The sequence below is a fragment of the Dyadobacter sp. genome, from assembly GCF_017744695.1.
GTDB lineage: Bacteria > Bacteroidota > Bacteroidia > Cytophagales > Spirosomataceae > Dyadobacter.
Map to the genome: position 1 here is coordinate 607,383 of NZ_JAGIAS010000001.1, position 26,934 is coordinate 634,316.

Here is a 26,934-nt window from a genome sequence, read left to right on the forward strand (position 1 = left end):
CAATGATAACAACTCTCAAAAAATCAGCTGATAATATCGCGGACCACCTTGCCCGAAACGTCGGTAAGGCGGTAGCGGCGTCCCAGGTGCTTGAATATCAGCTTTTCGTGGTTGAGGCCCAGCTGATGCAGGATCGTCGCCTGAAAATCGTGCACGTGGACGGGGTCTTTGGCAATGTTATAGCCAAGCTCGTCGGTTTCTCCGTACACAATACCCGGCTTGATACCGCCGCCGGCCATCCAGATCGTGAAGCAGCGCGGATGGTGATCACGGCCGTAGTTTTCCGGTGTGAGTTTGCCCTGGGTATAACTGGTACGGCCGAACTCCCCACCCCAGATAACCAGCGTTTCGTCCAGTAATCCTCTCTGTTTCAAATCGGTCACCAATGCGGCCGATGCCTGATCGACGTCCATGGCCTGTTTGGTAATTTCATAAGGAAGGTTACCGTGCTGGTCCCAGCCCTGGTGATAGAGCTGCACAAACCGCACACCATTTTCCGACAACTTGCGCGCGAGCAGGCAGTTGGCCGCGTACGTACCCGGTACGAGGCATTCAGGACCGTACAACTTGATAATATCATCCGATTCTTTGGACAGATCCATTACCTCAGGCACCGCCGTTTGCATGCGGTAGGCCATTTCGTATTGTTTGATCTTCGCCGTAATCTCGGGGTCGCCGAATTCCTGATACGACAATTCATTCAACTGGGAGAGCTTGTCGAGCATGTCGCGGCGCTCCTTGCGGTCCATTCCTTCCGGATCGCGCAGGTAAAGCACCGGGTCCTCCCCCTTGCTGAACTGCACGCCCTGATGCACCGAGTCGAGGAAGCCATTAGACCATAGCTTGGAATACACGCCTTGCCCGTTGCCCACACCGCGTGACAGCAATACTGTGAAATTCGGGAGGTTTTTATTCTCATTTCCAAGCCCATAGCTCAGCCAGGAACCCATACTGGGCCGGTTGCCCTGTTGCGAGCCTGTTTGCAGGAATGTCAATGCCGGATCGTGGTTGATCGCCTCGGTATACATCGAGCGCACAAAGCACAGGTCGTCCACGATTTTGGAAGTATAAGGCATAAGATTGCTCACCCAAGCCTGCGACTGACCATATTGTTTGAAATCCACAAAGGATCCAACAAGCGGAAACGACGCCTGATTGGCGGTCATGCCGGTAAGCCGCTGCGTACCTCGTACGGAAGGCGGTATTTCCTGTCCGAACATTTCGCGCAGCTTCGGTTTATAGTCAAAAAGCTCCTGCTGCGAAGGCGCGCCGTTTTGGAATAAATAGATTACCCGCTTGGCCTTGGGCGCGAAATGCGGGATACCCGGCGCGAGTCCCTCCTCTTCCAGTCCTCCGCCTTTCAACAAATCGGGCATGAGCAATGAGCCCAGCGCCACGCTCCCGATCCCGAGGCTCATCGTGGATAGGAAGCGCCTCCTGTTGAAACTGAATCCGTGTTCAATGATTTCCTTTTCCATCTTTATAGACTTCGGCTTTCTTGGATTAAACTTCGGCTTTCGGCAATCAGCCGTCGGCTTTTTGGGATTAAACTTCGGCTTTCGGCAGTCGGCAGTCGGCTTTTTGGGAATAAACTTCGGCTTTCGGCAGTCGGCTTTTTTTAGCTATGCTATTTACAATCAACCGATTGCCGACAGCCGATTGCCGACAGCCATCATGATTTCGTAATCGTCTCTTCCAGGTTGTAGATTGTCGAAATAACCCGCATTAATGAAGCCTGCGCTTTTCTATCTACGTTTTTGATGAGCGGATACTCCCCTACCGACACCATTTTTTCGGCTGTTTTGGGCTGAATCTCTTTCAGTTCCTTCGCATAATAGCCCATAAGCACTTCCAGCTCTTTCTGGCTGGGCTTCCGGCAAACGATCTGCCTGAATGCTTTCGTGATCTTCTCTTCCGTACTGGTTTTTTCCTGCAACAGCTTGCCGGCGAGCACGCGCGAGGCTTCCAGCACGGTAGGGTCGTTCATCATCACCAATGCCTGTAACGGCGTATTGGTTTTCAGTCGCCTTACCTCGCATAAGTCACGGTTGCTGGCATCGAAGATCGCCATCGTAGGCGGGGGCACGGTACGCTTGATGAGCGTGTACATGCCGCGCCGGTAGAGACTTGCCCCGTGGTCCTGGTTGTATACCGACAGCAGACCGCGTCCCGAAGTAGCACCTTCCCACAAACCCGCAGGCTGGTAAGGCTTCACGCTCGGTCCACCAATGGTACGGTTGAGCAACCCGCTACTCGCGAGTACGAGGTCTTTCACAAACTCCGCGTGAATGCGGTAGCGCGGGCCGCGTGCGAGGTACACATTATCCGGGTCGTGCGCCAGGTGCTCTTTCGTTACCACGGCCGATTGCCGGTAAGTAGCGGACATCACCATTTGCTTCACAAACCGTTTGATATCCCAGTTATGCTCCATGAAATCCACGGCCAGCCAGTCGAGCAGTTTGGGATGGGTCGGCAGCTCGCCTTGCATACCGAAGTCACCGGACGTTTTGACAATACCTTTTCCAAAGAACTCCTGCCAGAGGATATTCACATACACCCTCGCTGTCAGCGGGTTACGCTTATCGAATAGCCATTGCGAAAGCCCCAGCCGGTTTTTCGGATATTTTTTGTCAAATGGAAGGATCGCATTCGGGGTACCAGCCTGCACTTCCTCGCCCGGCGCATCGTACGCCCCGCGTTTAAGGACATAAGTTTTGCGTAGCGTGTCCAGGTCCCCCATCACCGACACGATCAGCCGGTTGGTATCAGGCTTGTTAATGAACGTCAGGATATTCTTGGCCTCCTCGTTACTGATTTCCATCAGCGGCTTCTTCGCATATGTCTCCGGCCCGCCAATCACCGATTCGATGCCGACTTCGTTCACGTTGTTAAAGAATGCAAACATCTGGTAGTATTCCTTTTGCGAGAACGGGTCGTATTTGTGGTCGTGGCAATGCGCGCATTCGAGTGTAACACCGAGCAAACCTTTACCAAACAAGTCGTTTCGGTCGGTAACGTACATAATGCGGTATTCCTCGGGTATTACCCCGCCTTCTTCGGTGATCTTGTGGTTGCGGTTGAAGCCCGTGGCCAGGAGTTGCTCCTTGGTAGAATTGGGAAGCAGATCGCCGGCCAGCTGCCACGTCACAAAATCATTATAATGCATGTTCTTGTTGAATGCGTGGATTACCCAGTCGCGCCATGGCCATTGGGTGCGGTAGCCGTCGTCCTGGTAGCCGTGTGAGTCGGCATAGCGGGCCAGGTCGAGCCAGTGGATCGCCATTTTTTCCCCGTAGGTCGGGTTGGCCAGCAGCTTGTCAACGACTTTCTCATAGGCATTCGGGCTGTTATCGGCCAGGAATTCGTCCATCAGTTGCAAGCTCGGCGGCAGTCCGTTCAGGTCGAGGCTCAGGCGTTTGAGCAAACGCTCTTTATCGGCTTCGGCACTGGGTTCGAATCCTTTCTGCTCCTGTTTTTCGAGGATAAAATAGTCAATGTCGTTTTTAGCCCAATCCTTGTGATCAACTTCCGGCACTTTCGGTTTTTTCGGCGCCACAAATGCCCAGTGCTTTTCATACTTCGCACCTTGCCTGATCCACTTGCCGATCAGGTCGATTTCCCGCTGGGATAGTTTGAGGTTAGAGGCGGGTGGCGGCATCCGGAGGGTCGTATCCTCCGTGGTAATGCGCAGGTAAACGGCGGAATGATCGGGCTTGCCTGCCACCAGCGCGTGCGCTTTGGGATTATCCTTCAATGCGGCGAATGCGCTCACAGGGTCATCCAGGCGAAGACCGGCTTCCCGCTTGTTGGCATCGGGGCCATGACAAGCCAGGCATTTGTCGGAAAGAATGGGCCTGATATCGAAGTTGTAACTTACCTGCTCGGGCAGTTTCTCCTCGGCAGGGCTTCCAGGGTTTTGATTACAAGACTGGAAGCTCAAAGCAGTGACCACCGCCCCGGTCAGCAGCAAAAAACTGGTCCTTAAATACATCATCTTGGGTTCAGGTTCATCAGTCACACTTTTTTGTTAGTATATATACTTAACTAAAAAAATGTACATTTATTGAAGCAATAATGCCAATTAAGAACTAGCAACTATCCTGTTCTATACTGTTCCTATTCCATTTATTTTCTCCAATGAAGCAAAGAACTTTTTTAGCTATTCTACTGACAACTATTGCGTTGGCAAGTTTCGCTCCCTCCAAAATCGGCCTATTCGAGACAGGAAAGGACATTGGTAACCCAAAATTGGCAGGTTCCTCCACTTACGACCATTCCACCAAAACCTACACCATGAAAGGCGGTGGCTATAATATCTGGTTTGAGCGCGACGAATTCCAATACCTGTTTCGTGAAATGGAAGGAGATTTTACAGTTTCCGCCGACTTTGAATTCGTCGGAAAAGGGCAAGATGCACATCGGAAAGTGGGATGGATGGTGCGGGAATCGACGGACGACAATGCCTCGCATCTGAGCGCCGTCATTCATGGCGACGGGCTCACTGTATTGCAGTGGCGGGTCAGGAAAGGGGATAAAATGCGCGACCCGGAAGACGAGATTTTCAGTAAGGAGAAATCTATTCAAACCATCGAGGTAAGTCGGCAAGGTAACACCTACATGATGCACGGCGCAGCAAAAGGCAAACCGCTTCAACTAATTGGTACTCACGAGATGGCCAACTTCGGAAACAAGGTATTGGTGGGCCTGTTCATTTGTTCACACAACCCCGACGTGCTCGAAGAGTGCAAGGTAACGAACGTGGTCGTTCGAAAAGGGAAAAAGTGACAATACATGAAAGGGCAACGCCGTGACCGGCATTGCCCCTTAAAATAGGTTATTTAGCTGCAAGGATCCAGGCATTCGCCTTCTCTTCCAACAGTTTGAGCGGCACACACCCCGATTCCAGCACGAGCTTGTGAAATGCGCGGATATCGAATTTCGCGCCCATTTCCTTTTCCGCTTTCGAACGCAGTTCGCGGATTTTCAGCTGACCGATCTTGTACGACAATGCCTGCCCGGCACCTGCCATATAGCGCTCCACTTCCGCGGTAATGCTCTCCTCCGATTCGGCTTCGTGATCCAGCGAATATTTAATCGCCTGGTCGCGCGTCCAGCCTTTCGAATGCAGGCCGGTATCCACCACGAGGCGGATCGCACGGTGCATTTCGGCGCTCAGCATACCAAAATACTGATAAGGGTCGGTATAAAGCCCCAGCTCCTTGCCCAGCGACTCGGTGTACAACGCCCAGCCTTCGCCATAGGCACTGTACCAAAGGTTTTTCCGAAACTCGGGCAGCGCGGAGTTCTCCTGTTGCAACGAAATCTGATAATGGTGCCCCGGAATAGCTTCATGCAGGAAAAGGCTTTCATCCGAAACAATATTGTACGCTTTGGCGTCCGGCACGGGCACATAGAAAATCCCCGGCCGCGAGCCATCTGGCAGTCCCGGATTGTATTCGGCAGAAGCCGATGCTTCCCGAAATGCCTCCGTCCTGCGCACTTCGAAGGGTGTTTTGGGGGTTAGTTCAAAAAGCTTCGTCAGGTTCGGCTTCATCCGCTCGTGAATCTCGTTAAAATGCGCGATAACCTGTTCGGCTTTCGTAAACGGCATGAGTTTCTTGTTATTCCTCACCGCGTTGAAGAACGATTTGAGATCGCCCTGATAACCCACCTGCGCCTTCACCTTCTCCATTTCGGCTGAAATGCGCGCTACCTCCTTCAATCCGGTCTGATGGATCTCTTCTGCTGTCAGGTCCGTGGTGGTATAGTATTTAATATAGTAATTATACAAAGCCTTGCCATTCGGAAGCGCCGCGAACCCATCGGTCATCCGCCCGGCCGGGAGATACTCCTTTTCCATGAAAACATGCATTTTCTGGAAGGTCGGAATGACTTTCGATTCGACCATCGCAGCATATTCCTTTTCAAGCCTGGCCTTGTCTTCTTCGGAAAAATCTTTCGGGAAATTTTTGACCGGCGAATAAAAGAGATGGTCCTTCACCGGACCATGATCCATATCCGCCAACTGCGGGATCACCTTCTTGATCAGCGGTGCCGGCAAAACATAGCCCAGTTTGATCCCGTTACGCATGTTCACCACAGCCGTATCGCACCACACGACGAAACCGTCTACGCGTTTCAGCCAGTTGTCATAATCTTTCACTGTCTTAAAAGGCTGCAAGCTACTGCCGCTCGCCATTTGCCCGATCATCAGGTGCGTTGAGAAAATCTGGTTGATCGGCATCAGCTCTACCGGATACTTTAAGCCTTCCAGATTAATGCCGCATTCCCATTCGATCAGGTCCCAGCTTACTTTTTCCTCCGGTGTCAGCTTCCCGCGGTCGTATTTGGCGAGCTCATCCTGATACTTCCTGTAAAATGCCGTCATACGGGATTTCCCTGCCTGCGAGAGGTCGTCCGACATCTTGTCGTTGTAACGGTTATCACCGTTCATGGTCGCTTCCAGCGGATAGAGCGGAAGCCTTTCTTCATAATAGCGGGCAAATACTTCACTAATCGGCGGCATGGTACCTTCTGCTTTTTCTGATTTTTTCTGACAGGCCTGCATCAGCAGAACCGTGGCGACAAACGCGTAATAAACCAGTTTTTTCATGAATGATATCGTTTGGAACAGCGTAAAGTAAACAAAAAGTGCCGGAAGAAATCAACGTTCTCCGGCACTTTCAACAAGACGACAGGCAAGTTTCTTGCTTACCCTGTGGTGTTAATCGTATAATTTCCGAGGATATTCAGCTCTCCGCCTCCTTCCACTTCGATGTTCCGGACAGTGATATTCTGACCGACCGCCACCACGTGGCCGGGGTTCACGCGCACGTAGTCGCCTACGCCCGGCGGCCGCCCGGCTGACCATATCGAGCGGTCGAGCCACGCGCCCGAGGCAGTTGTTTCGATCACATTCGAGAAAAGAGACGTGGTCTTGAAGTTCCTGAACAGCAGTGAGTCGGTAACGTTACTTTGGGCACCGAACCAATCCCGCAGGATATCGGAATAGATCCGCCGGAAATCGACCTGCATTTTGACTTCCTGATTATCATTGGTCGGCGTGGTGGTTGGAGGCTCGAGATCGTTGTTCAGGTCCGGCACAACGCCTACCATTTGGCGCTTGATACCTGTTCCAAACACAAACATTGGCGCCGCCACGCCGTGGTCGGTACCCCTCGACGCATTGGAATTGGCACGTCGCCCGAAATCCGAGAAGGTCATACCCACAACCCTGTCGGCAGTACCCTGAAGCACCAGGTCGTTCTGGAATGACGACACTGCGTCGGACAGCCTTTTGAGCAGATTGGCGTGGGTTCCCAACGTAGTATCGCTCGCTGTGACCTGATCGCCGTGTGTGTCAAATCCACCTAGCTCCACAAAATAAATCTTCGATTGCAAACCTCCGTGGATCAGTTTCGCCACAATTTTGAGCTGCTCTGAAAGCTCGGTGGCGGTGCTCGCCGTAGGATATGTCGCCATCGTTCTACCGGCATCGTAAGCCCGCTTGATCTGCCCTGAATACCCGGTAGAAAGGATCTGCTGCTGTCGCACGTGCTTGATCATCTCCCCGGCCTCGCAGCAGGGCAAATCATTGGAAGCCAATCCCTGGCCCCCGTTCAGCAAGGCATAAAAGTTATTGACGTTTTCCACCGAGATATTCATCGGGTTCTGCGGCCCCAGCAGGCTCGTCGAGTTAAGTACACCGATCTGCAAAGCCAGCGGGTCCTTCATGGTATCGTTCGGGTAGTTCTGAGGATAACCCGGAAAGCGGTTGTCGAGATAACGACCCGCCCATCCGCTGTTGGCATACTGATTGGCATCCGTGGCGGTCATCCAGATATCCGACGACCGGTGGTGCGACTGGTTGGGGTTCGGATAGGAAACCGAATTGACAATCGCGAGCCGGCCCTGGTTATACATGTCGCGCATGCCGGTCATTGACGGGTGTAACCCCGCCTCCGCCATACCCGACAACGTGAGTACTTTATTTTGCGGAATAGCGATGTTGGGTCGAATGCTCTGGTATTTGGAATAATATTGAAGCGGGATGACTGTGTTGAGCCCATCGTTTCCCCCGTTCAGGTAAATGATCACCAGAATGCGGTCGGTAGCCGCGGCGGCCGTCCCCATAAGCGATTGCACCAGGGATGAGCGGTTACTGAGGCTGGTTATGCCAAATCCGTTTACCATTACAGGTAACGTCATGGCTGAGGCTGATGCCAGGAAGTCTCTTCTTTTCATACAATTTCTAATTAAAACACCTCATACTCAGCCATCCTGATCATATACCGCATCAGGTTGGAACATCTGTTTTTAACGGCATTGGCAGCGGTGGTACTCGTCGGATTGGAGCGGTAGCCGTTCAGCTCGTAGCGCCATTCGATCCGCGGCAGGTTGTTCATAAAAACCACATCGATGAGGTAGGTTTTCTGTGCATCCGAGAGGTCGATCGCAAAAAGGTTTTTGGAGAATGCGGCCAACACTTCATCCGGGGTGATGGCCGGGGTGCTCGTGTCGGAAAAATTGGGCTGGATCTTCTGGATCCAGGCAAGGAAATCGATCCCCAAAGTATAACCCGTCTTCACAACCAGGCTTGGGAAGATGATCGTGTCGCTATTCCCTCTGCGCGCTGTGATTGTCGAACCATTGATCCAGTTTTTGGAGTAACCCACCTGGTAATAGGGAGGATAGCCGAACACCAACGGCTGGTTGAGAATTTCGAGGTTCATACCGCCCATTCCCCAAAGGAAAAAACGGATGTAGTTGACATACGCCGCGGTGTCCGTCATCATGTCCGGGCAAGGCAACTCGAAATAGCGCCCCATACCCAGCAGGTATTCCATTGGCGATTTGATGATCGCGCCAACGTTCTGGTCGCTGAAAAATATCTCGCTTTTGAGCAGCTTTTCGAGCACCGGCTTGATATTATAATTATTCTCCGGGCTCGCGAAGAATGCCGCCAGCGGAACAATCACATTGTTTTCGATGTCCTGTGTCACATTCTGGTTCACATACCAGCGGTAAAGCTTACGGCAAATGTGCTTTGGCGTCTCGGGATGCCGAAGCAGCATGTCTATCAGCTCATTCATCTCCACGTCGCCGGCAGTGTCGTCGCTGCGGCCCTGAATGGTGATGCCGCCGTATTTCGCCGAAAACGTTTTGTTGGACGTATCGTGGTAGTTCCTGTGGAACTCCGAGGTAAAATCGGTCGTTCCGTTCACATAGTAGTTGGTAACCCACCAGCCAGTCAGCACTTTCGACGCTGCCTTCACATCTTCTTCAGTGTAGTTCGGATTACCGTAATAGTCTTGCTGCCCTACGGTAAAAAGCTCCTGCAATTCCCTGGCGTAGTTCTCGTTAGGCTGGTCTTTATTGTTACCGGCCCCGTTCTGGAAAATGAGCATAGCCGGGTCTTTTGTGATCCCGATAGCCATCGTCTTGAAATTCCCGAGGCTATTATCGCGTAGGAATTTAAGGTAACGGTACATGTAACGGTAATCGGCCATCACGTTTTGCGAAACCACAAAATGGTTTTGCCAGAAAGCGGTCAGCTTTTCCAATACCGACGGCTTGCCGTTCTGAAGCATCATGAGCCCAACCCACCAATAGCGCAAATGCACGCTATGCTCCCCGCTTTTGGCTGAAATGAACGGATAGCTCATCAGAGGCTGCTGGTAATTAGGGCTGGTGGGTGTAAGATCGATCGGCGGGGGCGGTGACGCAGTGTAACTGACGTTCGCAAATAGCTGGTCAACGGCCGTACCCGGGTTCAGGCCGGTAAATGCGGCAATCTCCGAGCGTGTGGGGCCCATAGTTGCTCTTCTGAGCAGATGGGCCGCCTTGTTGGCCGTTAGGGGTACTGTATAGGGATCAAGATAAGCCATATGTCATTGAATTAGTATTTTCCGTCCGGTTGAGCACATGATCATCTGTTGATCAGCACCTTATATGATTTTGACAACCCATCGGTAAAGGAGAATTTCAGCAGGTAAAGGCCGGCAGGCATCCGGCTTACATCAATGCCGTCGCCCGACACTTCGCGCGACGCGTACACCGTCCTGCCGCCCGCATCCGTAAGCCGCGCGGAGGCCAGGTTTTGCCTGATATTTGAAGAAAAGAACAATTTTTCGGCGACCGGATTAGGATAAACGGCCCAGTCGGGCTGGCCATCCATAGCCACTTTGACAATGCGGCTATAAGCAAACTTTTCATCCCCGCGGTCCACCATTTTAAGCCGGTAAAAATTGTTGCCGCCCAGAGGATTCTTGTCAGTGAACTCATATCGCGACGGCTCCAAAGGCGTTGTGATGCCATCCCCGCGTGCTGCCACACTGCCTATCTGCCGCCAGGATTTCGCATCATCGCTGCGTTCGACATCGAAATGGCTGCTATTGACCTCCTCGGACGTGGCCCATTCGAGATGGCTTGTGTGCTCACGGGCAACCGCCGTAAAACTCACCAGCACAACCGGCAACGCCCCGTCACGCAATGCAGCAAGTGTATATACATTATAAGTGTTGGGAACAATATCGACCATCGTCGTCAGCGACCCGGACGATTCCGTACTGGGCTGCCCGAAAAGTGAAGTCGCGTCGACGGTAGAGGTCAGGTTCACCCATTTGGTACCGTCCCATCCGGCAATCGTCAGCTTGGAAAGGCCCCGGTTGGTCACCAGCGCATTCACCGCGCTGTTACTATTCCACGAAAGGGTAATGCGGGTTGGCGAAGTGCCATTGATATCCCAGTATTCGCTGGTGCTGATAGCGGCCAGCCCGTCTCCCATTGTACTGGTATTAAACGGGCCTCCTTCCGGTAACACGCCGTAGTCGCCGCCGGCAGGATTGCTTGTAATGGCCACCGCCGGGTTGACGCCGTAATACGCCCCAACCGCCTGATCGGAGCCGACCGAGAATGGACGCAATGCGCCATTATCGCCTACCGGAAAAATGAATGGTTCAGAGCCCGATTTTTTGATGTAGCCATCGATAAACTTGCCGTCACCCAGCACACCCGAAGTGACTGCCGCTCCGAAACTTACAATACCAATGGGCGAATCTCTCTTGGTGAAGATCGCACTGTTGTCTTGCGCGCTCACACTCCGACTACCTCCCCAGAAAAACAACACAGATAGAATTATAGAACAAATTCGAGGCATAGTTATAAGGTTATCCAATTCTACATCAAATATAAAATAAATCCGTCACATAATGTGGTACAAAATCATGCAAATTAATACTACAAATTACTTAGAATCAAACAAAAGCACATTAATTATCAGGCAAATAGCCCTCAGGCGTACTACAAAAGCACTTTTTTCTCCCCAAAAAAAATTTAAAATTCTTCTACAAGTACGCTAAGAAATTTAGACATGGCTAGAAACTATTCGTTTAGTTTTATTTCATTCCACACTATGAATAGAAATGAGGGGACATTAATTTGCGCAGGACAACATTCTGATAAGCCATGGGATTGAGAACTTACATACGCGAGAACTTCCTGGAAGATATCCGGCCCTACAAACCGGCCAACCTCACCAAACCAGAGAAGCTGCTCGACGCCGTATCCGCCTGGAAGGGCCTTGAAATGATCATCGGAGACATTATTACCCGCTTCGGGATAGGGAGGGAAAAATGCATTGAATTCGGCGTCGAGTTCGGCTATTCGGCAGTGGTTTTCTCCAATTTTTTCGAACGCGTTACCGGAGTAGATACGTTTGAAGGCGATATGCACACGGCTAACAAACTGGAACACTTTCAACAGACCCGCGAAAGGCTGAAACCGTACGGCAATATCCACCTGGTAAAGTCCGACTACCGCGATTGGATTGTGCGCGACAACCAACGCTATAACTTTGCACACGTCGACATTGTACACAACTACAAAGAGACCTTCGAATGCGGGTTATGGGCAGCGCGGCATAGCGAGTGCGTTGTTTTCCACGATACGGAAAGCTTCCCGGAGGTCCGTAAAGCCGTAAAGGACATTGCAAAAGCCACCGGGCAGCAACTGTTCAATTATCCTCATCATTACGGACTGGGTATTCTGGTCGACACAAAAACAATTGCGAAACGAAAATGAGACAGAGCGTGCTGATTATCGGAAGTTCCAACACCGATATGGTGGTCAAAACGGAACATTTTCCTAAGCCCGGCGAAACCGTGCTGGGTGGAACATTTCTGATGAACCCGGGGGGGAAAGGCGCAAACCAGGCCGTGGCGGCAGCGAGGCTCGGCGCCGATGTGCGTTTTGTGGCCAAAACAGGAAATGATATTTTCGGGAAGCAGGCACTTGAAGGTTTTGAAAAGGAGGGCATTGATACCCGATTCATGACCGAGTCGGCGGGGTTGGCTTCGGGCGTTGCGCTGATTACCGTCAATGCGCAAGGGCAGAACGAAATTGTAGTCGCCTCGGGCGCGAATATGGACCTGCATCCCACGGACATTGCCGATGACGCTTTTGACCATGTGGCATTAGCCCTTCTCCAACTCGAAATTCCGGCAGAAACGGTCAGCTGGGCATTGGCGAAATGTGCTGAAAAGCAAATCCGCGCTATTCTTAACCCCGCCCCCGCCATGCAGCTCGGCCCAGCGTTTCTCAAAGGCCTGTACCTGATCACGCCTAATGAAACCGAAACCGAACTCATCACAGGCATTGCAGTAGAAAGCGAAGAAGCACTTCAAAAGGCAGCACAACATCTGTTTGAACAGGGCGTGCAGAATGTCATTATTACGCTCGGCAGCAAAGGCATTTACCTAGCCGGCGACGGCTTCACCGGTATCATTCCGACGCCGGTTGTGGAAGCGGTGGACTCAACGGCTGCCGGGGATGTTTTCAATGGTGCATTGCTGAAAGCGCTTGCCGATGGTGCAACACTTGAACAAGCCAGTCGCTTCGCATGCCGCGCGGCCGCCATCTCGGTTACGCGTATGGGTGCGCAAAGCTCGGCCCCATATCAACATGAACTAGATACCTTTTTTAATCATGACTAAAATCCCCGTTATCATAGATTGCGACCCCGGCCACGACGATGCGCTGATGCTCATGCTCGCGCACGGAAGCGGACATTTCGATATCAAGGCCGTGACGATTTCGGCCGGTAACCAGACGCAGGCAAAAACGCTGCAGAACGCCCTGAAGGTATTGACGCTCATCGGAGCCACGGATATTCCGGTCTACCACGGTGCCGACAAGCCCCTGTTCAGAGAGCTCGTCATTGCGGATTACGTGCACGGCGAAACCGGCCTCGACGGTCCCTCCCTGCCTGCGCCGGTGATGCAAGCTCAGCCCATAAGCGCCGTGGAAGGGATAGCCGCGATACTCGCCGCGTCGGAAACGCCCGTTACCATTGTGCCTACCGGCCCGCTGACCAACATCGCGACGTTCCTGCTCGCTTATCCGCATCTCAAAAGTAAAATCGAACGCATTTCGCTGATGGGTGGCGGGATATTCCGGGGCAATATGACGCCCCTTGCCGAATTCAACATTTACGCCGATCCGGAAGCAGCCGCTATTGTATTCAGGGCCGGCGTTCCTATCACCATGTGCGGGCTCGATGTAACCCACAAAGCGCTTGTTTTTCAGAAGGATATCGAACTTTTACGGGCATTAGGAAACCAGTCCGGCAAAGCAGCTGCCGACCTGATGGATTTCTTTTCCATTTTTTACCGTGAAAATCGTGTGGAGCTCAACGGCGGTGCCGCCCTGCATGATCCTTGTGCCATTGCGTGGCTGATCAATCCGGGCATTTTTAAAACCAAATCCTGCTACGTCGATGTAGAAACAAAAGGCGAACTTACCCGTGGCGCAACGGTGGTGGATTTTTACAATACCCTGCAAATGGAACCCAACGCGACAGTAGCCTACGATATCGACCGTGACGCGTTTATGGATTTACTTTTCAACGCGATCAAAGTGTTGCCTTAAAGTAGTACCGAAACCTCGTCCTCGACATCCCGGCGCGCGGCACGGTGACGTACCACCACGTTACCCGCGTGAAGGATAACCAGGCCCCCGAATGCGCAGAAAGCCATCATGCCGACCATCGGCATGGCGGTATTGTTATGCAGGAAGCTCACGATGGCCGAAATGACGGCCCCTGCACCCATACGCCAGCTACCCATGAGTGCCGACGCGCTGCCTGTATGCTTGCGGAAAGGAGCGAGCGAAAGCGCCGAAGCATTAGGGCCGGTAAGTCCCTGTCCCGTCAGGAAGACGAACATCGTCCCGATCAGTGAAAAGAGCCCGAACCAGTTGTTATAGACGCCGACTATCAGGAACAGCCCGACAATACTCTGATAAATGAGCGTGAAGCGGATGATCTGCTCGCTGGTGTATTTTTTAAGTAGAAAGTGGTTTAATTGGGTGGAACCGATCATGGCGACGGCCAGGAATGCAAAAATCCAGCCATATTGCTGCTCGGAGACTTTGTAGATGTTCATAAACACATCCGAAGAGCCCGAAATATAGGCAAATGGCGCGGCTGTTGCCAAGCCTCCTGCGAGGGTGTAAATCAAAAACTGGGGCTGCGAAATAACGGTCATATACCCTCCCAACACCGCTTCCGGGCGCAGTGAAACCGTAGCATCTGCGCTACGTCCGGTAGGCAGGAAGAAGTAAATAGCCGTAATAATAAGGCTGACAATGCCCGCGAGGATCACGAAAATCCAGTACCAGGCGATAGAAGCCGTCACATAGCCGCCCACGGTGGGTGCTATCATGGGTGAAACTGCAATTACCAGCGTAATCAGCGAGAAAACTTCTGCACGCTTATCAGCAGGAAAAAGGTCGCTCACGAGCGCCTGTGAAGCTACGAGGCCCACGCACCCTCCCATGGCCTGGAAGAAACGCATCGTGATCAACGCATCCACGGATGAAGTCATCGCACAACCGAACGAAGCGATCACGTACAATATCAGCCCGGCATAAAGCGGCTTCTTACGACCGAAGCGGTCGAGCAGCGGGCCGTAAAGCACCTGTCCGATACAAATACCGATGAGATAGCTCGTTAGCGAAAGTTGTACTTTGTCGATAGTGGTTTGCAGGTCCGACGCAATCCTGGGAAAGCCCGGCAGGTACATGTCGATGGAAAAAGGACTGACGGTCGCCAGCGATCCGAGGATCAGGATAATAAAGAAATATTGCTTACGGCTCATGGACTTACATTCACTCAATGTAAAGTTAACGGGCAGGTAAGCACATTAAGTTCCTGTGTTTTGATAAGTGCAAGAATTTCATCAATCTGCAACAAAAAGGCCAACGCAACTCATATTCTCCTTGGTCCGTATTTTGTATATATTTAATATCACAATCCTAACTATTCATTTCAATCCTGTACACATGAGAGCTATCTTCATCCTTGTTACCATTTTTCTGGTCAAAATGAACCTGCCCGCCCCGGAAGCTATCTCGACGGCCATTCCGCTTTGTCACACGCCTGCCAACGCCATGTCGGAACTGGCCGCGGACCCGGATTTCCGGATGCTGCACGAAACACCGCTGCCTTTCACCTATCAAGGCGCCGGCGAAACCATCACTTTCCCGACTTCCGATGGTAAAACTGCATCCGGCTTTCTTCTCAAATCCCCGAAAAAGTCCGACAAATGGCTTTTTGTGTATCAGGAATGGTGGGGATTAAACGATTATGTCAAACAGGAGGCCGCCAAACTGCACAAAGACCTTGGAGACGTAAACGTACTTGCATTGGATATGTACGATGGCAAAGTAGGCACCACACGTGAAGAGGCCGGCAAGCTCATGCAAAGTACGCCTGCTGAGCGCCTCTCGGCCATTACCAAAGGGGGTATTGAGTATGCCGGCGCTAAGGCCAAAATCGCCAGCATCGGCTGGTGCTTTGGTGGCATGCTGTCACTGCAGAATGCCATTGCCGGTGGCGACCAGGTGGTGGGCTGCGTGATGTATTACGGCCGCCCCGAAAGTGATGTGGAGAAGTTGAAAAAACTCAACACCGATGTGCTGGGCATTTTCGGTAGTCAGGATCAGGGCATTCCGCCTGCTACCGTCGCTAAATTCGAAGAAGATATGAAGGCAGCCGGCAAAAAAGTGACCATCAAAATGTACGACGCCGTCCACGCCTTCGCCAACCCCAGCAACCCGAAATACGACGCCAATGCCGCCGCTGATGCGTACAAGCTGTCGTTGGCGTATTTGAAGAAGAAATTGGGGTGATTTTCTGTGGAGCTGTAACTAAAAGCCCGGTACTAGCCAAGCTTTTAGTTACAGTTTGTGCAAATCAATGAATTGGGTCAGACTCACAATCTCTGTTTTTCCGAATCTTTTCAAACCCAGCAGATCGAGTTTATTTCCGGTTATGAGAAAGTCTGAGGAGCTATCCTGGCACAAGGCAAGCAAAAAGTCGTCTTTGGGTCGGGACTGTGTTGAACAGTGGAAGTGGTTTCAAAGAATATGCTTCTTTCATGCAAGAGCTCGAAGAAGTTTCTGATTTGAACATCAGATACCAAACGACAGAATTTAGGCCGAAAAATAACGAGCGTCAGCTCTTTCAGCAGCAAAGCATCCGTGACAATTTCAAATTTGGGGCTTTCAAGAACGAGATTTAACCTGCGCCTCGAATTTTCATTAATCAGCGCACTAACATATAAGTTTGTGTCAATGACAACTCTCAATGTGAATTAGCACGAATTACTTTTATTTCCTCTAAAATCTCCTCCTCTGTAATTGAGTCCGTATTGGGCAATGTCTTGGAAAACTCCTCCCAACGTTCACTCCACGGACATTTCTCCTCTTTCACGGATATAAGTCCAAGGTCTGCCAGGTCGTCAATCAAACGTCTGGCTTTGGGGTTATTTATTTCGATAGTCAGCGTTTCCATGATAATCAGTTTTAGTCTAAAATAGAAATCTTCGTCCTGAAAAGCAAATCCGATGCCCCAACGACAGCAACACAAAAGCCCGGCTCATCGCCGGGCTTTGTCACATATCTTTCAGGAAAATTCATTCTCCCTTTCTTTCGAGACGCGACACCGGTGCATCCGCATTTTCAGGCGTATGTGCGACTGTCACGGTTTGCACTTTCTGGTCAACCTTAACACTTGCCGCTCCGTGAGAACCGGTTCCGATATGCGGAGCGATTACCAATGACACAATCGACATCAGTTTAATCAGAATATTCATCGATGGCCCGGAAGTGTCTTTGAAAGGGTCACCCACCGTGTCACCGGTTACCGCAGCTTTGTGCGGGTCCGACTTTTTGTAGTAGGTCTCGCCGTTGATCACAACGCCCTTTTCGAACGACTTTTTAGCGTTATCCCAGGCACCGCCCGCGTTGTTTTGAAATATACCCATCAACACCCCCGAAACCGTCACCCCTGCCAGTGTTCCGCCTAATACCTCGGGGCCAAAAAGGAAACCTACCAAAACCGGCACGATCAGCGCGATCAACCCCGGCGCCACCATCTCTTTGATAGACGCCTGCGTCGAAATCGCCACGCATTTATCGTATTCAGGCTTTGTTGTACCTTCCATAATGCCCGGCAACTCGCGGAACTGGCGGCGTACTTCCTCCACCATTTTCATGGCGGCGCGTCCTACCGCCGCAATGGCGAGTGACGAAAAAATAAACGGTATCATAGCCCCTACAAAGAGCCCCGCCAGCACGTTGGCTTTATAAATATCGATCGAGTTGATCCCTGCGACGCCGCAGAATGCAGCAAACAGTGCGAGGGAGGTCAACGCCGCAGAAGCGATCGCAAAGCCTTTGCCTGTGGCTGCCGTGGTATTACCTACTGCGTCCAGAATGTCGGTACGGCCGCGTACTTCTTCCGGCAAATGCGCCATTTCGGCGATACCGCCCGCATTATCGGCAATCGGGCCGAATGCGTCGATCGCCAGCTGCATGGCTGTTGTGGCCATCATACCTGCCGCGGCAATGGCTACACCATACAACCCGGCCATCTCATAGCTGAGAAAAATACCGGCCGCTAGTACCAGGGTCGGGATCACTGTCGATTCCATACCTACCGAAAGTCCGCCGATAATGTTGGTTGCGTGGCCCGTTGAAGATTGGTTTACAATGGACTGAACCGGACGCTTACCCATTGCGGTATAAAACTCCGTAACCATCGACATAATAGCCCCTACAACCGAGCCCAGCAAAATCGCCCAATACACGTCCATGGCCGTAAAATCGACACCACGGATATTCAGATTACCTTCCGGCAGCATCCACATCGTGAGCGGATAGCTTACGACCAATACCAATATGATCGAACCCCAGTTACCGCGGTTCAATGCAGCCTGCACGTTACCGTGATCGTCGCTCACGCGTACGAGAAACATGCTGAGGATCGAAGAAATAAGGCCCACACCGGCAATCACCATCGGTAGAAGGATCGGCGCGATACCGCCGAAGTTATCGGTGCCCTGCGCCACGATCTCGCGGCCCAGTACCATCGTGGCAAGGATTGTCGCAACGTAAGACCCGAAAAGGTCGGCGCCCATACCGGCCACGTCACCCACGTTATCCCCAACGTTATCGGCGATAGTAGCAGGATTACGCGGATCATCCTCCGGGATACCGGCTTCGACTTTACCCACGAGGTCGGCGCCAACATCGGCTGCCTTTGTATAAATACCGCCGCCCACGCGTGCAAAAAGGGCGATTGACTCAGCTCCCAGCGAGAAACCCGCGAGAACTTCCAGCACGCGCTCCATCGGAAGGCCGTTCACGTCGGTGCTGTCGCCTATAAAAGTGGAATACAAAATGATAAACAAACCACCCAATCCCAGTACCGCAAGGCTCGCAACGCCGATCCCCATCACGGAACCGCCTGTGAACGACACTTCGAGCGCTCTCGTAAGGCTCGTACGCGCCGCCTGCGTGGTACGCACGTTCGATTTGGTAGCGATATTCATCCCGATATATCCGGCAAATGCGGAAATAAAAGCCCCCACCAGGAACGATACACCGATAAACGCGCTGGAATTTTCAACCAGTGTGCCTGAGTAACCCAGTATCACACTTACAATCAAACCAAAAACAATGAGTACACGCCATTCGGCTTTCAGGAAGGCCAGGGCACCATCTGCAATTGCGTCCGCTATGGTTTTCATTTCAGGACTTCCACCATCCTGCCGGACAACCCAGCCTCTTTTGAAGAACATAACCAGCAAGCCAACAAGGCCTAACGCCGGCACTAAATAGGTAATGTTACTCATGCGATGATCAACGATTTGGTTAAATGGTTTTTTATAATTCTCGTAAATATAGAGAAAGGCACCTCATATCAAAATCGCAAAACCCTTATTTTTGATCAATTCGTATAGATTTTATAAAATTTCGGAGAGTTTTTAAGCCAATTCCGAAGCATTGTTTTGGTAACAAACTGGCTCTCAAGGAATAACAGGAACACTTAGCGAAAGCAATCCCGCCCCTATTTAATAGAATAATAAAATGAATTATTTGGGATAATCAATGAAAAACAGGCTTAAAAATGCCTGATTTAACGCTTCGGACGAAGCAAGGCCAACAGTAAAAAACTGGCTACAAAACCGACTGCACCCACCGCTGCAGCAAGGAGCGTGCCACCTAAAAAATATTGTACAAAGTTGACATGAATCGACTTCAGCGTCAGGTTTTCAAGGGAGGTAATCTGTACCCCATTGCGGTAAAACAACCCGCCGAATTTGTAGCTGGCGTAAATGATGAAAGGAATGGCCGGAGGAATGCTGATATGCGCCGCGGTGAGGAATAACACCTTGTTCATCCGGAACAGGATCGACAGCGGAATGCCCACCATGAGTTGAAAACCCCAGATTGGCACGATACCCATAAAAAAACCGAAACCCACCGACTTGGCTTTGCTGAAATTACTTTCATCGGACTTAACCGCCTCGTCGCGGATGATTTTCCAGAGGCCTTTTTTCTGAATGTACCTGAACAGCCGCTTCGGCAGATAGTACACCAGCGTGAGCGTAACCAGCCAGGTATTGAGGATGCTGATGCGCGTAAAATCGCGGAACGGCCTGAAATGCGTCACACGCTCGTCTTTGTCATAAATCACCCGGATATTGATCGGCAGGATTGGCACGTCCTTCCAGGCCATTTTGACAATCACTTCGATTTCCGTCTCGAATTTCGTCGTGAAAAGCGACATTTTTTTCAGCGGCCCGAGCGGGTACAGGCGAAAGCCCGTCTGCGTATCGGGCAATGTTAGCCCGGTCTCGAATTTGAACCAGAAATTGGAGAATTTATTCCCGAAAGAGCTCTTGCCCGGCACGCCTTCCTGTTGCATATTCCGCGATCCCATGAGCAATGCGCCCGGGTTTTCGATAGCCGCCTCGATGAAAAGCGGTATATCGGAAGGTAAATGCTGGCCGTCCGAATCGATGGTGATCGCATTCGCAAAACCCAGCCGTATGGCCTCCGCAAATGCTTTTCGAAGCGAATACCCCTTTCCTTTGTTCACCACATTATCCAGCACGCGGATTTTCGCGCCGTAACCGGCCAGAATGGCGGTCGTATCGTCCGTAGAGCCGTCGTTTACCACAATCACTTCCTGCCCGGACGCATAGTGCAAAACGCCGTCGATCACCCGCCGCAACGTGTTGCAATTGTTGTAGGTCGGAATAATCACACAGCATTGAATGTCCGAGAGGGTCATTGTGGCTTCTAAATGTTAGATTTAAATGACTGAATGGAAACTGGCCCTCGCTTTGAAATAGGTCTTTTCGCCATGCTTGCCCGACGCATTCACGTCCAGTACTTCATCCCCTTTGTACTGAATATGGAGCGTCAGTTCCGGCGTTTCGGCCGGATTCAACACTTCCAGGAACTTGCACGTGCTCATTTCCTTCAATGCAAATGCTTTTTCCAATGCTTTTGATAACACGGCTTTCACCATTTCCACCTGGACAACGCCCGGGAGCACGGGAGCGCCCGGAAAATGTCCCTGAAATACCGGATGCGTCGCGTCGATCTGTAACGTGCAGGTGATCTGACCAGGCACCTGTTCCAGGCTTGTAATCGTATATAAATCGCTCAGGGGCATGGTCATCAAAGGTCTTTGAATAGGTTTTCAGCGATCGGCTGGTTGAATTTCTCCTGCTGGAACTTCATGATACTCTTGTCCCCGCCTTTCTCGAAAAAAGAGAGCTCTTTCAGCCGCAGCGAGCTCCGGGAAAAGTTCATCGTTATTTTGGAATAAATATTCTTTAAACGGCGGTTCACCGGCGTGAGCACGATCTGGTACGCATCGTTATCTTCGAGAACAGCCGACGAAAAGCCTTTATTCTGCTGAAAATCTCCGTTTACCAGCCCGATCATCAGCTCTTTGATCTGCGCCGCCATCCGTCCGGCCTGTCCTACGTTTTTCTCCTTATTACCTTCCTGCACACGAAGCTTCTCGCCATTGATCAGGATAATGTATTTCGAAGGCGTACGCTGCTCCCAGCGCATTTTATCCTTCTGTTGGTAATAAAACAATCCTGAGGATTTTTCAGGCTCTTTGAGTACCGCCAGGTACTTTTCTTCGGTAAATGCTGCCTGAATGGACGTCGTGCCCTGCGAAGTTTTTTTCAACTCAGCCAGCACTTTTTCGGGGCTGGCCGACGGCTTGAACGACTGCGCCATCGAGCCGCGGGCGGCCGTCAGAACGGCCAGTATCACGAGTACTTTAATGCTTTTCATAAGGTTCCTTCCCGATCAGCCCGGGAAGCGGTTCTATTTTAATGCCCATTTCACGACAATGCCCGATAATGTCCGGCAGGGTATCAGCTGTCAGCGACAGGTGATCATGAAGCAGAACGATGTCCCTGGGCTTTAATTTTGAAATAATCTTCTGAATGAGGTGATACTTGTTCCTCGCACGGGTATCCATGCTACGGAGCGACCAGCCGATGGACTGCATTTGCAAATCCTTCAAAGCAGCCGCATACCTGGGGTTTGTCACCCCGAATGGCGGCCTGAAAAACACCGGCATGCGACCGGTAATGTCATGAATCGCCTCGTTGCACCGCTGAATATCCGTCCGAAGTTTCTGCGTCGAAAACAAAGCTATCAGGTAATGGTGGCTGTACGAATGGTTTGCGATGGTATGGCCTTCGTCCACGATCCGGCGTAACAGGTCCGGGTGGTTTACGGCCTTCTTCCCGATCACGAAAAAGGTCGCTTTCAAGTTGTTTTCAAGCAACGTGTCGAGAATGCGGGGCGTCGAGTCCGGATCGGGGCCGTCATCGAATGTGAGCGCGACCGCTTTCGTGCGTCCCTTATTGATGGATTTTACAAAGTAATTGGCCCGGATCTGCGCGGAACCGTAAGCCGTCATGCTGATAAAAAGCAATGCAATGCCTGCCAGCACCAGCCACATGTAATCCGTCTCCCAGAAAATAATGGTACTGAGCGCCGCCGCGGTAATGCAGAAGAATATGAGAAGGTTATGCTTCAATGGCTTTCAGAAGGGTTAGCCCAAGGTTACTTTTCCTTAATCCATTACAAATCAACACATTCTTTATCTCGCCACTCGTTCCGAGCAAATCCACTGCATAGTGCAAGGCAAATGCGGATGCAGTCGGATAAGTACCGGCCAGCGACAGATAGTCGAGGTTCCGTGTTACCCCTGGCACGGGAGCTCCCGCGCACAATGCAAGGTCAATATCTCCGGCCCGTAAGCCGTTGCGATCCAGAAACGCGTCGATATCCTCCTGCCCGTATGCCGTTCCGCCGCTCGTGTACACATCGGCCAGAGCAGCCTTTGCACTACCCTGTTTTTCAGCAGAAAGCACAAAAAACGAAGTAGCGGACGTCAGCGGAGCATTGATTTCGAATCCCAGTTGAACTGCAATATTTTCCAGAATATCGATATGTTCATCGGCTGCGCCTACGAGCACGTTACGATCGCCCTCACGCAGGAGCATGGCTGCGTCGAGCAATGCGTATTCGAAAGAAAGCGTATTCTGCGTGTGGGTCATATTGTAGCCATGGTTGCCGAGGCTCAGCGAAATCTGCCCCGCCATGGTATTATGCGTCGACTGGATGAATGACGTAGGCGGCAGCAACCCTTCCACTGTCAGCGAGGTGTTCAGGAATTTTTCGGTATCCTGCAAACAGCCCAGCCCGGTGCCCACCACAATCGCATCGGGCTGGCCGATACCGGCCTGTTCAATGCAATCTTTGGCGCAGGCTACCGACATCCTGAGAAGCTTGCTCATGCGTCGTAACAACCCCGCTTCGATATAGGCCTTATAATCGGGACTGATCAATGCGGAAGACGCTTCAACCGGCCTCAGTGCCGCCGAAAAGCCCGGGTTACCGAACGTAGGCTGGTGCGAAATCGACGACGCCGCCGATAGGTACAATGCCGGTTTATTCATATTTCGTCAAAACCAATGATGAATTATTTCCTCCAAAACCGAATGAATTGGAAAGCACCGCATTTACTTCCAGACCGGTTTCGAGCTGCGTTGCCGGTACCAGGCCTGTCTCCGCAATCGGCGTATGATAGTTCAGGTTAGGGAAAATCAGGTTATGCTGAATGGCCAGCACCGAAAACACCGCTTCAATGGAGCCTGCCGCAGCAAGAGTATGTCCGGTAAATGCTTTGGTAGAACTGAATGGCGGAATGTGGCTGCCGAAAACGTTTTGCAATGCCACCGATTCGGAATGGTCGTTGTTCTTCGTGCCGGTGCCATGCGCGTTCACGTAAGAGATCTGGCCGGACCCTATTCCGGCGCGGCGAATAGCATTCTCTATCGCCAATGTAGCGCCTTTGCCGTCGGGCGACGACGCCGTCTGGTGATAGGCATCGGCTGCATTCGCCCAGCCGCTCACATTACAAATGGGCTTGTTACCTGTCAGTTCAAGACTTTTCTCCCCTTCGAGCAGCAAAAACCCCGCTCCTTCGCCCAGGTTCAGCCCGGCCCGCGAATCGTCGAATGGCCTGCACCATTGGTCGTCATAGATCATCAGCGACCGGAAGCCATCAATGGTAAAACCGCTGAGCGCATCGGAACCGCCTACGAGCACGCGGTCGAGCACACCTTGCAGGATCAGCCGCGCACCGAGCATAATGGCGTTCACGCCTGAGGAACAGGCGGTCGAAAGCGTATTAATGTAACCCGTAATCCCCAGCTCCTTCGCAATGCGCTCGGTGGTACTGCCGCTGTCGTGCGTGGTAAGCAGCCGGTAATCGGGGTTGCTTTGGGCCAGGTAATCTTTGTAAAAAACCTCGCTGCGGTCCATCCCTCCTACCGATGTGGCCGAAATCAAGCCGGTACGGATCACGCCTGAGCGTTTGTTAGCACCCCAGGCCTCGCGCGCTGCCTGCAAACCGAGCAGGGAAGTCCGCGAAACATACTCCGTGCCGACGCCCAATGCGGCGCGCAGTTCGTCGTTGGAAGCCTTCACTTCGCCCGCCAGTGATGCCTTCGTGCCCCGCAGGTAATGCAGCGGCCCGATGCCCGTCCTCCCGTCCCGCAATGCGCTCAGGTTTTCGTCCACCGACATGCCAATGGCCGACACGACGCCGATCCCGGTAATGCAAACGCCCATTCGGTATGGTGATTAAGCTTCTTTTCTTTTACGGATATATGCTGCCATCGTATCGATGGACTTAAATGCCTCCTTACCCTCTTCCGGGTTAGTGAGCTGGATACCGTGGTATTTTTCGAGCAGTACGATCAGCTCGAGCGCGTCGATCGAATCCAGCCCGAGGCCCTGGTCGTTGAAAAGCAGCGCGTCGTCTGCGATATCTGCCACCGTCAGGTCTTCCAGGTTAAGCTGTTCGATAATCTGTTTTTTAAGATCTTCTTTTAAACTATCCATATTGCTGATTAATTGAGCGTCTGTTAATATGCCGCAACCCTCTGCGACAGGTGGAGGAGGTTGGCCTCATTGAATTCCATTCCGCTTTCCTGCTCTTCCACCATAAAAAGTAAAACATCGGTGCCGCCGGCCGTCACTTCCAGCCATCCGCCAAGCAGCGCGCGGCTACCCGAGGCAAACAGTATCCCGCCGTAATCGAGGTAAAAACCGGGGACGAATTTAGGCAAAACAGCAAACATATTTTCACCGTACCATTTGTTCAGAATGGCGATTTCACCCAGTACAATATTGGGTAATGTATATACGAAAAGCGACGGGCTTGGCGAGCCGCCGCCTTCATAAGACTGAATAAACCGCCGGTCGGTTTCCGCACTGGACGACGCATTGGCAAACACCAGCGCAATCTCATCGTCCGCATATGTCTCCGAAATACCCGGGGTTGCCCGCTTAATGAGTTCCGAAGCCAGGTAACCTGCCTGGGAAAGCACATCCATTTTGTAAAATTTGGGATAGGCCAACTCCTGCTGCTTGTAAATCTGCTTGAACCAGGAATCGTCCGAACCCGCATCCCGCCGCGAGACTACCTCGCCGTTCACGAGACATTCGTCGGCCCGCAGGTTGCAATATGCCGTAATCACTTTCATAAATCCCTGATCATCAATGAAGCATTACCACCTCCGAAACCAGAGGCCGTTTTGAGAATCGTCCGCAAGCTTTTCGGTTCGTTTTCGAGAATGATATTCAAAGGCCTGGAAGTGCCCTCATTCCGGTAACCCAAACTTTTGATCAGCATCCCATTGCGCATCATTTGCATGCAAACGGCCGTCTCGATCAGCCCTGCGGCTCCAAGCGTATGCCCGAAATAGCCTTTCAAACTATTCAGCGGCTTATCCGGCAGCGACAGGCGGTCGAACGCAATGGCTTCCATCTCATCGTTGAAAACCGTGCCTGTACCGTGCGCACAGATAAAATCAATCTCCTTCGTGCCAATCCCGTGTTTCTGCATAGTGCGGCTTACACTTCGCACAAGTCCCTCGCCCGTACGCGACGGTCCTGAGATATGGTTGGCGTCGTTCGCACTTGTTCCCGTCAGGAGTTGCAATGGGGTGTTTTTGAAAACTGATTCTGAAGCGGAAACCAATGCCGCCCCACAACCTTCTCCCAGCGTAATACCATTCCTGGCCGCGTCAAACGGCGCACAAGGCTTGTCGCTTACCGCAAAAAGGGACTGAAAACCATAAAGTACGAAATCCGAAGCCACATCGCAGCCGATCACGATGACATGCTCGTACTGTCCCGCCTCGACCATATTACCCGCCACATTCAAGGTGAGCACGCCTGAAATACAGGCATTGGAAATCACCAGCGGCAAATGCGCAAGGTTAAACTGCTGCATGACCGCAGCGCAGGTTTCGCCGAACTGGTCGTGCAGGTTATCGTCCAGCGCACCTTTGGTGGAGCTGATCAGCACAATCGTGCGATCGGACGTAAGAATAGAGTCGTCAATACACGCTTTAACCCCGATCAATGCTTTGATTACCAGCTGCTGAAAGCGCAATCGGCCGTTCAGGCCGGCTATTTTGGCTAAATGAATATCTTCCTTATTAAAACCGACCGCCGGGACGAGTGCAATACCGCTGCGATTTTCAGCGAGCGCCTGCCAGTTATCCTCGGCATTGTCGCCCAGCGGGCTTACGATGACCTCGGCACCAATATAGATCATAGGTCGTACTGCGCTTTCCATTCCTTGTAAAAATCCGGAGAGATCAGTTCCAGCTCGCGCGAATCGCGATCCAGGAACACCTGCATGGTTTTGCCCGTCGCGCAAAGCTGGCCGGTGGTGACGTTGATCACCTCATATTCAAATTGAATTTTCGCCGATTTGGTAGGAATGTATTTGGTAATGACTCTAATCGCCTGACCGTAGTAAACAGGTGCCTTATGGTCGATTTCCGACTTTACAATGGGCGTCACAAAGCCTTTGGCGTGGATGTCGAGGTATTCCAATCCGAATTTCTTTCCAAAAGCCTCCCTGCCGTCCTCGAAAAATTTCAGGTAGTTGCCGTGCCACACCACACCCATGGCATCGGTTTCGCTGAATCGGATATCTATATCTATTTCGGAAGCAATCATCAA

At 51.7% G+C, this 26,934-nt stretch carries 26 protein-coding genes; 6 read left to right on the forward strand and 20 right to left on the reverse strand.

What is annotated here, in order from left to right:
- Window positions 1-23: 23 nt before the first annotated feature.
- Window positions 24-1,478, reverse strand: coding sequence for a DUF1501 domain-containing protein (locus J7619_RS02320; protein ID WP_291193509.1), 1,455 nt, complete (start codon window positions 1,476-1,478; stop codon window positions 24-26).
- On the opposite strand from J7619_RS02320, the gene J7619_RS02325 reads away from it, so the two are divergent.
- Window positions 1,462-1,686 (forward strand): hypothetical protein, encoded by a 225-nt coding sequence (locus J7619_RS02325; RefSeq protein ID WP_291193511.1) that lies wholly within the window; start codon window positions 1,462-1,464, stop codon window positions 1,684-1,686. The two genes, J7619_RS02320 and J7619_RS02325, sit on opposite strands and share 17 nt — an antisense overlap.
- On the opposite strand, the gene J7619_RS02330 is transcribed toward J7619_RS02325, so the two are convergent.
- A complete protein-coding gene (locus J7619_RS02330; protein WP_291196447.1) occupies window positions 1,673-3,991 on the reverse strand; it encodes a PSD1 and planctomycete cytochrome C domain-containing protein in 2,319 nt (772 codons plus the stop codon). The two genes, J7619_RS02325 and J7619_RS02330, sit on opposite strands and share 14 nt — an antisense overlap.
- A 146-nt stretch (window positions 3,992-4,137) precedes the next feature.
- Between J7619_RS02330 and J7619_RS02335 the strand changes: the two genes are divergently transcribed.
- A complete protein-coding gene (locus tag J7619_RS02335; RefSeq protein ID WP_291193513.1) occupies window positions 4,138-4,785 on the forward strand; it encodes a hypothetical protein in 648 nt (215 codons plus the stop codon).
- Between the two features lie 49 nt (window positions 4,786-4,834).
- Here J7619_RS02335 and J7619_RS02340 read toward each other — a convergent pair whose 3' ends face one another.
- The 4 genes from J7619_RS02340 to J7619_RS02355 form a co-directional block, all read right to left on the reverse strand.
- Window positions 4,835-6,613 carry a DUF885 family protein gene (locus tag J7619_RS02340; protein ID WP_291193515.1) on the reverse strand — a complete coding sequence of 593 codons (1,779 nt, stop codon included), beginning with the start codon at window positions 6,611-6,613 and terminating at the stop codon, window positions 4,835-4,837.
- Between the two features lie 98 nt (window positions 6,614-6,711).
- Complete coding sequence (locus J7619_RS02345; protein WP_291193517.1) at window positions 6,712-8,244, reverse strand: DUF1501 domain-containing protein; 1,533 nt, start codon at window positions 8,242-8,244, stop codon at window positions 6,712-6,714.
- Between the two features lie 11 nt (window positions 8,245-8,255).
- Window positions 8,256-9,887 (reverse strand): DUF1800 family protein, encoded by a 1,632-nt coding sequence (locus J7619_RS02350; protein WP_291193519.1) that lies wholly within the window; start codon window positions 9,885-9,887, stop codon window positions 8,256-8,258.
- 41 nt (window positions 9,888-9,928) lie between these two features.
- Window positions 9,929-11,158, reverse strand: a complete 1,230-nt coding sequence (locus J7619_RS02355) for a T9SS type A sorting domain-containing protein (RefSeq protein WP_291193520.1) — start codon at window positions 11,156-11,158, stop codon at window positions 9,929-9,931.
- Window positions 11,159-11,466: 308 nt separating this feature from the next.
- On the opposite strand from J7619_RS02355, the gene J7619_RS02360 reads away from it, so the two are divergent.
- Genes J7619_RS02360 through J7619_RS02370 form a run of 3 tightly spaced genes read left to right on the forward strand, consistent with a single transcriptional unit; the run spans window position 11,467 to window position 13,926 of the window.
- Window positions 11,467-12,081 carry a class I SAM-dependent methyltransferase gene (locus J7619_RS02360; RefSeq protein WP_291193521.1) on the forward strand — a complete coding sequence of 205 codons (615 nt, stop codon included), beginning with the start codon at window positions 11,467-11,469 and terminating at the stop codon, window positions 12,079-12,081.
- A complete protein-coding gene (rbsK, locus tag J7619_RS02365; RefSeq protein ID WP_291193522.1) occupies window positions 12,078-12,992 on the forward strand; it encodes a ribokinase in 915 nt (304 codons plus the stop codon). The genes J7619_RS02360 and rbsK overlap by 4 nt, the downstream gene beginning before the upstream one ends.
- Window positions 12,985-13,926 (forward strand): nucleoside hydrolase, encoded by a 942-nt coding sequence (locus tag J7619_RS02370; protein ID WP_291193524.1) that lies wholly within the window; start codon window positions 12,985-12,987, stop codon window positions 13,924-13,926. Before rbsK ends, J7619_RS02370 begins: the two co-directional genes overlap by 8 nt.
- Here the strand turns inward: J7619_RS02370 and J7619_RS02375 are convergent.
- Window positions 13,923-15,155, reverse strand: a complete 1,233-nt coding sequence (locus J7619_RS02375) for a multidrug effflux MFS transporter (RefSeq protein WP_291193526.1) — start codon at window positions 15,153-15,155, stop codon at window positions 13,923-13,925. The genes J7619_RS02370 and J7619_RS02375 overlap by 4 nt on opposite strands.
- Before the next feature lie 184 nt (window positions 15,156-15,339).
- On the opposite strand from J7619_RS02375, the gene J7619_RS02380 reads away from it, so the two are divergent.
- Window positions 15,340-16,188: a dienelactone hydrolase family protein gene (locus J7619_RS02380; RefSeq protein ID WP_409012697.1), complete on the forward strand. Its 849-nt coding sequence runs from the start codon at window positions 15,340-15,342 to the stop codon at window positions 16,186-16,188.
- Window positions 16,189-16,328: 140 nt separating this feature from the next.
- Here the strand turns inward: J7619_RS02380 and J7619_RS32190 are convergent, their stop codons facing one another.
- The 13 genes from J7619_RS32190 to J7619_RS02440 form a co-directional block, all read right to left on the reverse strand.
- A complete protein-coding gene (locus tag J7619_RS32190; protein WP_409012698.1) occupies window positions 16,329-16,646 on the reverse strand; it encodes a putative toxin-antitoxin system toxin component, PIN family in 318 nt (105 codons plus the stop codon).
- Entirely contained in the window at window positions 16,643-16,852 is a 210-nt protein-coding gene (locus J7619_RS02385) for a hypothetical protein (RefSeq protein WP_291193528.1), read from the reverse strand. Before J7619_RS02385 ends, J7619_RS32190 begins: the two co-directional genes overlap by 4 nt.
- Before the next feature lie 121 nt (window positions 16,853-16,973).
- Window positions 16,974-19,196 carry a sodium-translocating pyrophosphatase gene (locus J7619_RS02390; RefSeq protein WP_291193530.1) on the reverse strand — a complete coding sequence of 741 codons (2,223 nt, stop codon included), beginning with the start codon at window positions 19,194-19,196 and terminating at the stop codon, window positions 16,974-16,976.
- Between the two features lie 284 nt (window positions 19,197-19,480).
- Window positions 19,481-20,641, reverse strand: coding sequence for a DUF2062 domain-containing protein (locus tag J7619_RS02395; protein WP_291193532.1), 1,161 nt, complete (start codon window positions 20,639-20,641; stop codon window positions 19,481-19,483).
- 21 nt (window positions 20,642-20,662) lie between these two features.
- Window positions 20,663-21,028 carry a 3-hydroxyacyl-ACP dehydratase gene (locus J7619_RS02400; protein ID WP_291193534.1) on the reverse strand — a complete coding sequence of 122 codons (366 nt, stop codon included), beginning with the start codon at window positions 21,026-21,028 and terminating at the stop codon, window positions 20,663-20,665.
- Between the two features lie 5 nt (window positions 21,029-21,033).
- Complete coding sequence (locus tag J7619_RS02405) at window positions 21,034-21,666, reverse strand: outer membrane lipoprotein carrier protein LolA (RefSeq protein ID WP_291193536.1); 633 nt, start codon at window positions 21,664-21,666, stop codon at window positions 21,034-21,036.
- The gene (locus J7619_RS02410) at window positions 21,653-22,423 is read right to left on the reverse strand and encodes a polysaccharide deacetylase family protein (RefSeq protein ID WP_291193538.1); all 771 of its coding nucleotides are present in this window, start codon (window positions 22,421-22,423) and stop codon (window positions 21,653-21,655) included. The genes J7619_RS02405 and J7619_RS02410 overlap by 14 nt, the downstream gene beginning before the upstream one ends.
- Window positions 22,413-23,348 carry a beta-ketoacyl synthase chain length factor gene (locus tag J7619_RS02415; protein WP_291193540.1) on the reverse strand — a complete coding sequence of 312 codons (936 nt, stop codon included), beginning with the start codon at window positions 23,346-23,348 and terminating at the stop codon, window positions 22,413-22,415. The genes J7619_RS02410 and J7619_RS02415 overlap by 11 nt, the downstream gene beginning before the upstream one ends.
- The gene (locus tag J7619_RS02420) at window positions 23,341-24,525 is read right to left on the reverse strand and encodes a beta-ketoacyl synthase (RefSeq protein WP_291193542.1); all 1,185 of its coding nucleotides are present in this window, start codon (window positions 24,523-24,525) and stop codon (window positions 23,341-23,343) included. The genes J7619_RS02415 and J7619_RS02420 overlap by 8 nt, the downstream gene beginning before the upstream one ends.
- Before the next feature lie 12 nt (window positions 24,526-24,537).
- Window positions 24,538-24,798, reverse strand: a complete 261-nt coding sequence (locus J7619_RS02425) for a phosphopantetheine-binding protein (RefSeq protein WP_291193543.1) — start codon at window positions 24,796-24,798, stop codon at window positions 24,538-24,540.
- A gap of 23 nt (window positions 24,799-24,821) precedes the next feature.
- Window positions 24,822-25,442: a hypothetical protein gene (locus J7619_RS02430; protein WP_291193545.1), complete on the reverse strand. Its 621-nt coding sequence runs from the start codon at window positions 25,440-25,442 to the stop codon at window positions 24,822-24,824.
- Entirely contained in the window at window positions 25,439-26,521 is a 1,083-nt protein-coding gene (locus J7619_RS02435; protein ID WP_291193547.1) for a beta-ketoacyl synthase N-terminal-like domain-containing protein, read from the reverse strand. The genes J7619_RS02430 and J7619_RS02435 overlap by 4 nt, the downstream gene beginning before the upstream one ends.
- A complete protein-coding gene (locus J7619_RS02440; RefSeq protein ID WP_291193549.1) occupies window positions 26,518-26,931 on the reverse strand; it encodes a thioesterase family protein in 414 nt (137 codons plus the stop codon). The genes J7619_RS02435 and J7619_RS02440 overlap by 4 nt, the downstream gene beginning before the upstream one ends.
- Between the last annotated feature and the right edge of the window lie 3 nt (window positions 26,932-26,934).

Excerpts from the sequence above, each read along its gene's own strand:
- rbsK (WP_291193522.1), top strand. The coding sequence starts at position 12,078 with ATGAGACAGAGCGTGCTGATTATCGGAAGTTCCAACACCGATATGGTG.
- J7619_RS02390 (WP_291193530.1), bottom strand. The coding sequence starts at position 19,196 with ATGAGTAACATTACCTATTTAGTGCCGGCGTTAGGCCTTGTTGGCTTG.
- J7619_RS02330 (WP_291196447.1), bottom strand. The coding sequence starts at position 3,991 with ATGTATTTAAGGACCAGTTTTTTGCTGCTGACCGGGGCGGTGGTCACT.
- J7619_RS02420 (WP_291193542.1), bottom strand. The coding sequence starts at position 24,525 with ATGGGCGTTTGCATTACCGGGATCGGCGTCGTGTCGGCCATTGGCATG.
- J7619_RS02340 (WP_291193515.1), bottom strand. The coding sequence starts at position 6,613 with ATGAAAAAACTGGTTTATTACGCGTTTGTCGCCACGGTTCTGCTGATG.
- J7619_RS02415 (WP_291193540.1), bottom strand. The coding sequence starts at position 23,348 with ATGAATAAACCGGCATTGTACCTATCGGCGGCGTCGTCGATTTCGCAC.
- J7619_RS02360 (WP_291193521.1), top strand. The coding sequence starts at position 11,467 with ATGGGATTGAGAACTTACATACGCGAGAACTTCCTGGAAGATATCCGG.
- J7619_RS02400 (WP_291193534.1), bottom strand. The coding sequence starts at position 21,028 with ATGCCCCTGAGCGATTTATATACGATTACAAGCCTGGAACAGGTGCCT.
- J7619_RS02370 (WP_291193524.1), top strand. The coding sequence starts at position 12,985 with ATGACTAAAATCCCCGTTATCATAGATTGCGACCCCGGCCACGACGAT.
- J7619_RS02385 (WP_291193528.1), bottom strand. The coding sequence starts at position 16,852 with ATGGAAACGCTGACTATCGAAATAAATAACCCCAAAGCCAGACGTTTG.
- J7619_RS02325 (WP_291193511.1), top strand. The coding sequence starts at position 1,462 with ATGATTTCCTTTTCCATCTTTATAGACTTCGGCTTTCTTGGATTAAAC.
- J7619_RS02425 (WP_291193543.1), bottom strand. The coding sequence starts at position 24,798 with ATGGATAGTTTAAAAGAAGATCTTAAAAAACAGATTATCGAACAGCTT.
- J7619_RS02335 (WP_291193513.1), top strand. The coding sequence starts at position 4,138 with ATGAAGCAAAGAACTTTTTTAGCTATTCTACTGACAACTATTGCGTTG.
- J7619_RS02430 (WP_291193545.1), bottom strand. The coding sequence starts at position 25,442 with ATGAAAGTGATTACGGCATATTGCAACCTGCGGGCCGACGAATGTCTC.
- J7619_RS02435 (WP_291193547.1), bottom strand. The coding sequence starts at position 26,521 with ATGATCTATATTGGTGCCGAGGTCATCGTAAGCCCGCTGGGCGACAAT.
- J7619_RS02320 (WP_291193509.1), bottom strand. The coding sequence starts at position 1,478 with ATGGAAAAGGAAATCATTGAACACGGATTCAGTTTCAACAGGAGGCGC.
- J7619_RS02380 (WP_409012697.1), top strand. The coding sequence starts at position 15,340 with ATGAGAGCTATCTTCATCCTTGTTACCATTTTTCTGGTCAAAATGAAC.
- J7619_RS02395 (WP_291193532.1), bottom strand. The coding sequence starts at position 20,641 with ATGACCCTCTCGGACATTCAATGCTGTGTGATTATTCCGACCTACAAC.
- J7619_RS02405 (WP_291193536.1), bottom strand. The coding sequence starts at position 21,666 with ATGAAAAGCATTAAAGTACTCGTGATACTGGCCGTTCTGACGGCCGCC.
- J7619_RS02345 (WP_291193517.1), bottom strand. The coding sequence starts at position 8,244 with ATGAAAAGAAGAGACTTCCTGGCATCAGCCTCAGCCATGACGTTACCT.
- J7619_RS02355 (WP_291193520.1), bottom strand. The coding sequence starts at position 11,158 with ATGCCTCGAATTTGTTCTATAATTCTATCTGTGTTGTTTTTCTGGGGA.
- J7619_RS02350 (WP_291193519.1), bottom strand. The coding sequence starts at position 9,887 with ATGGCTTATCTTGATCCCTATACAGTACCCCTAACGGCCAACAAGGCG.
- J7619_RS02375 (WP_291193526.1), bottom strand. The coding sequence starts at position 15,155 with ATGAGCCGTAAGCAATATTTCTTTATTATCCTGATCCTCGGATCGCTG.
- J7619_RS02440 (WP_291193549.1), bottom strand. The coding sequence starts at position 26,931 with ATGATTGCTTCCGAAATAGATATAGATATCCGATTCAGCGAAACCGAT.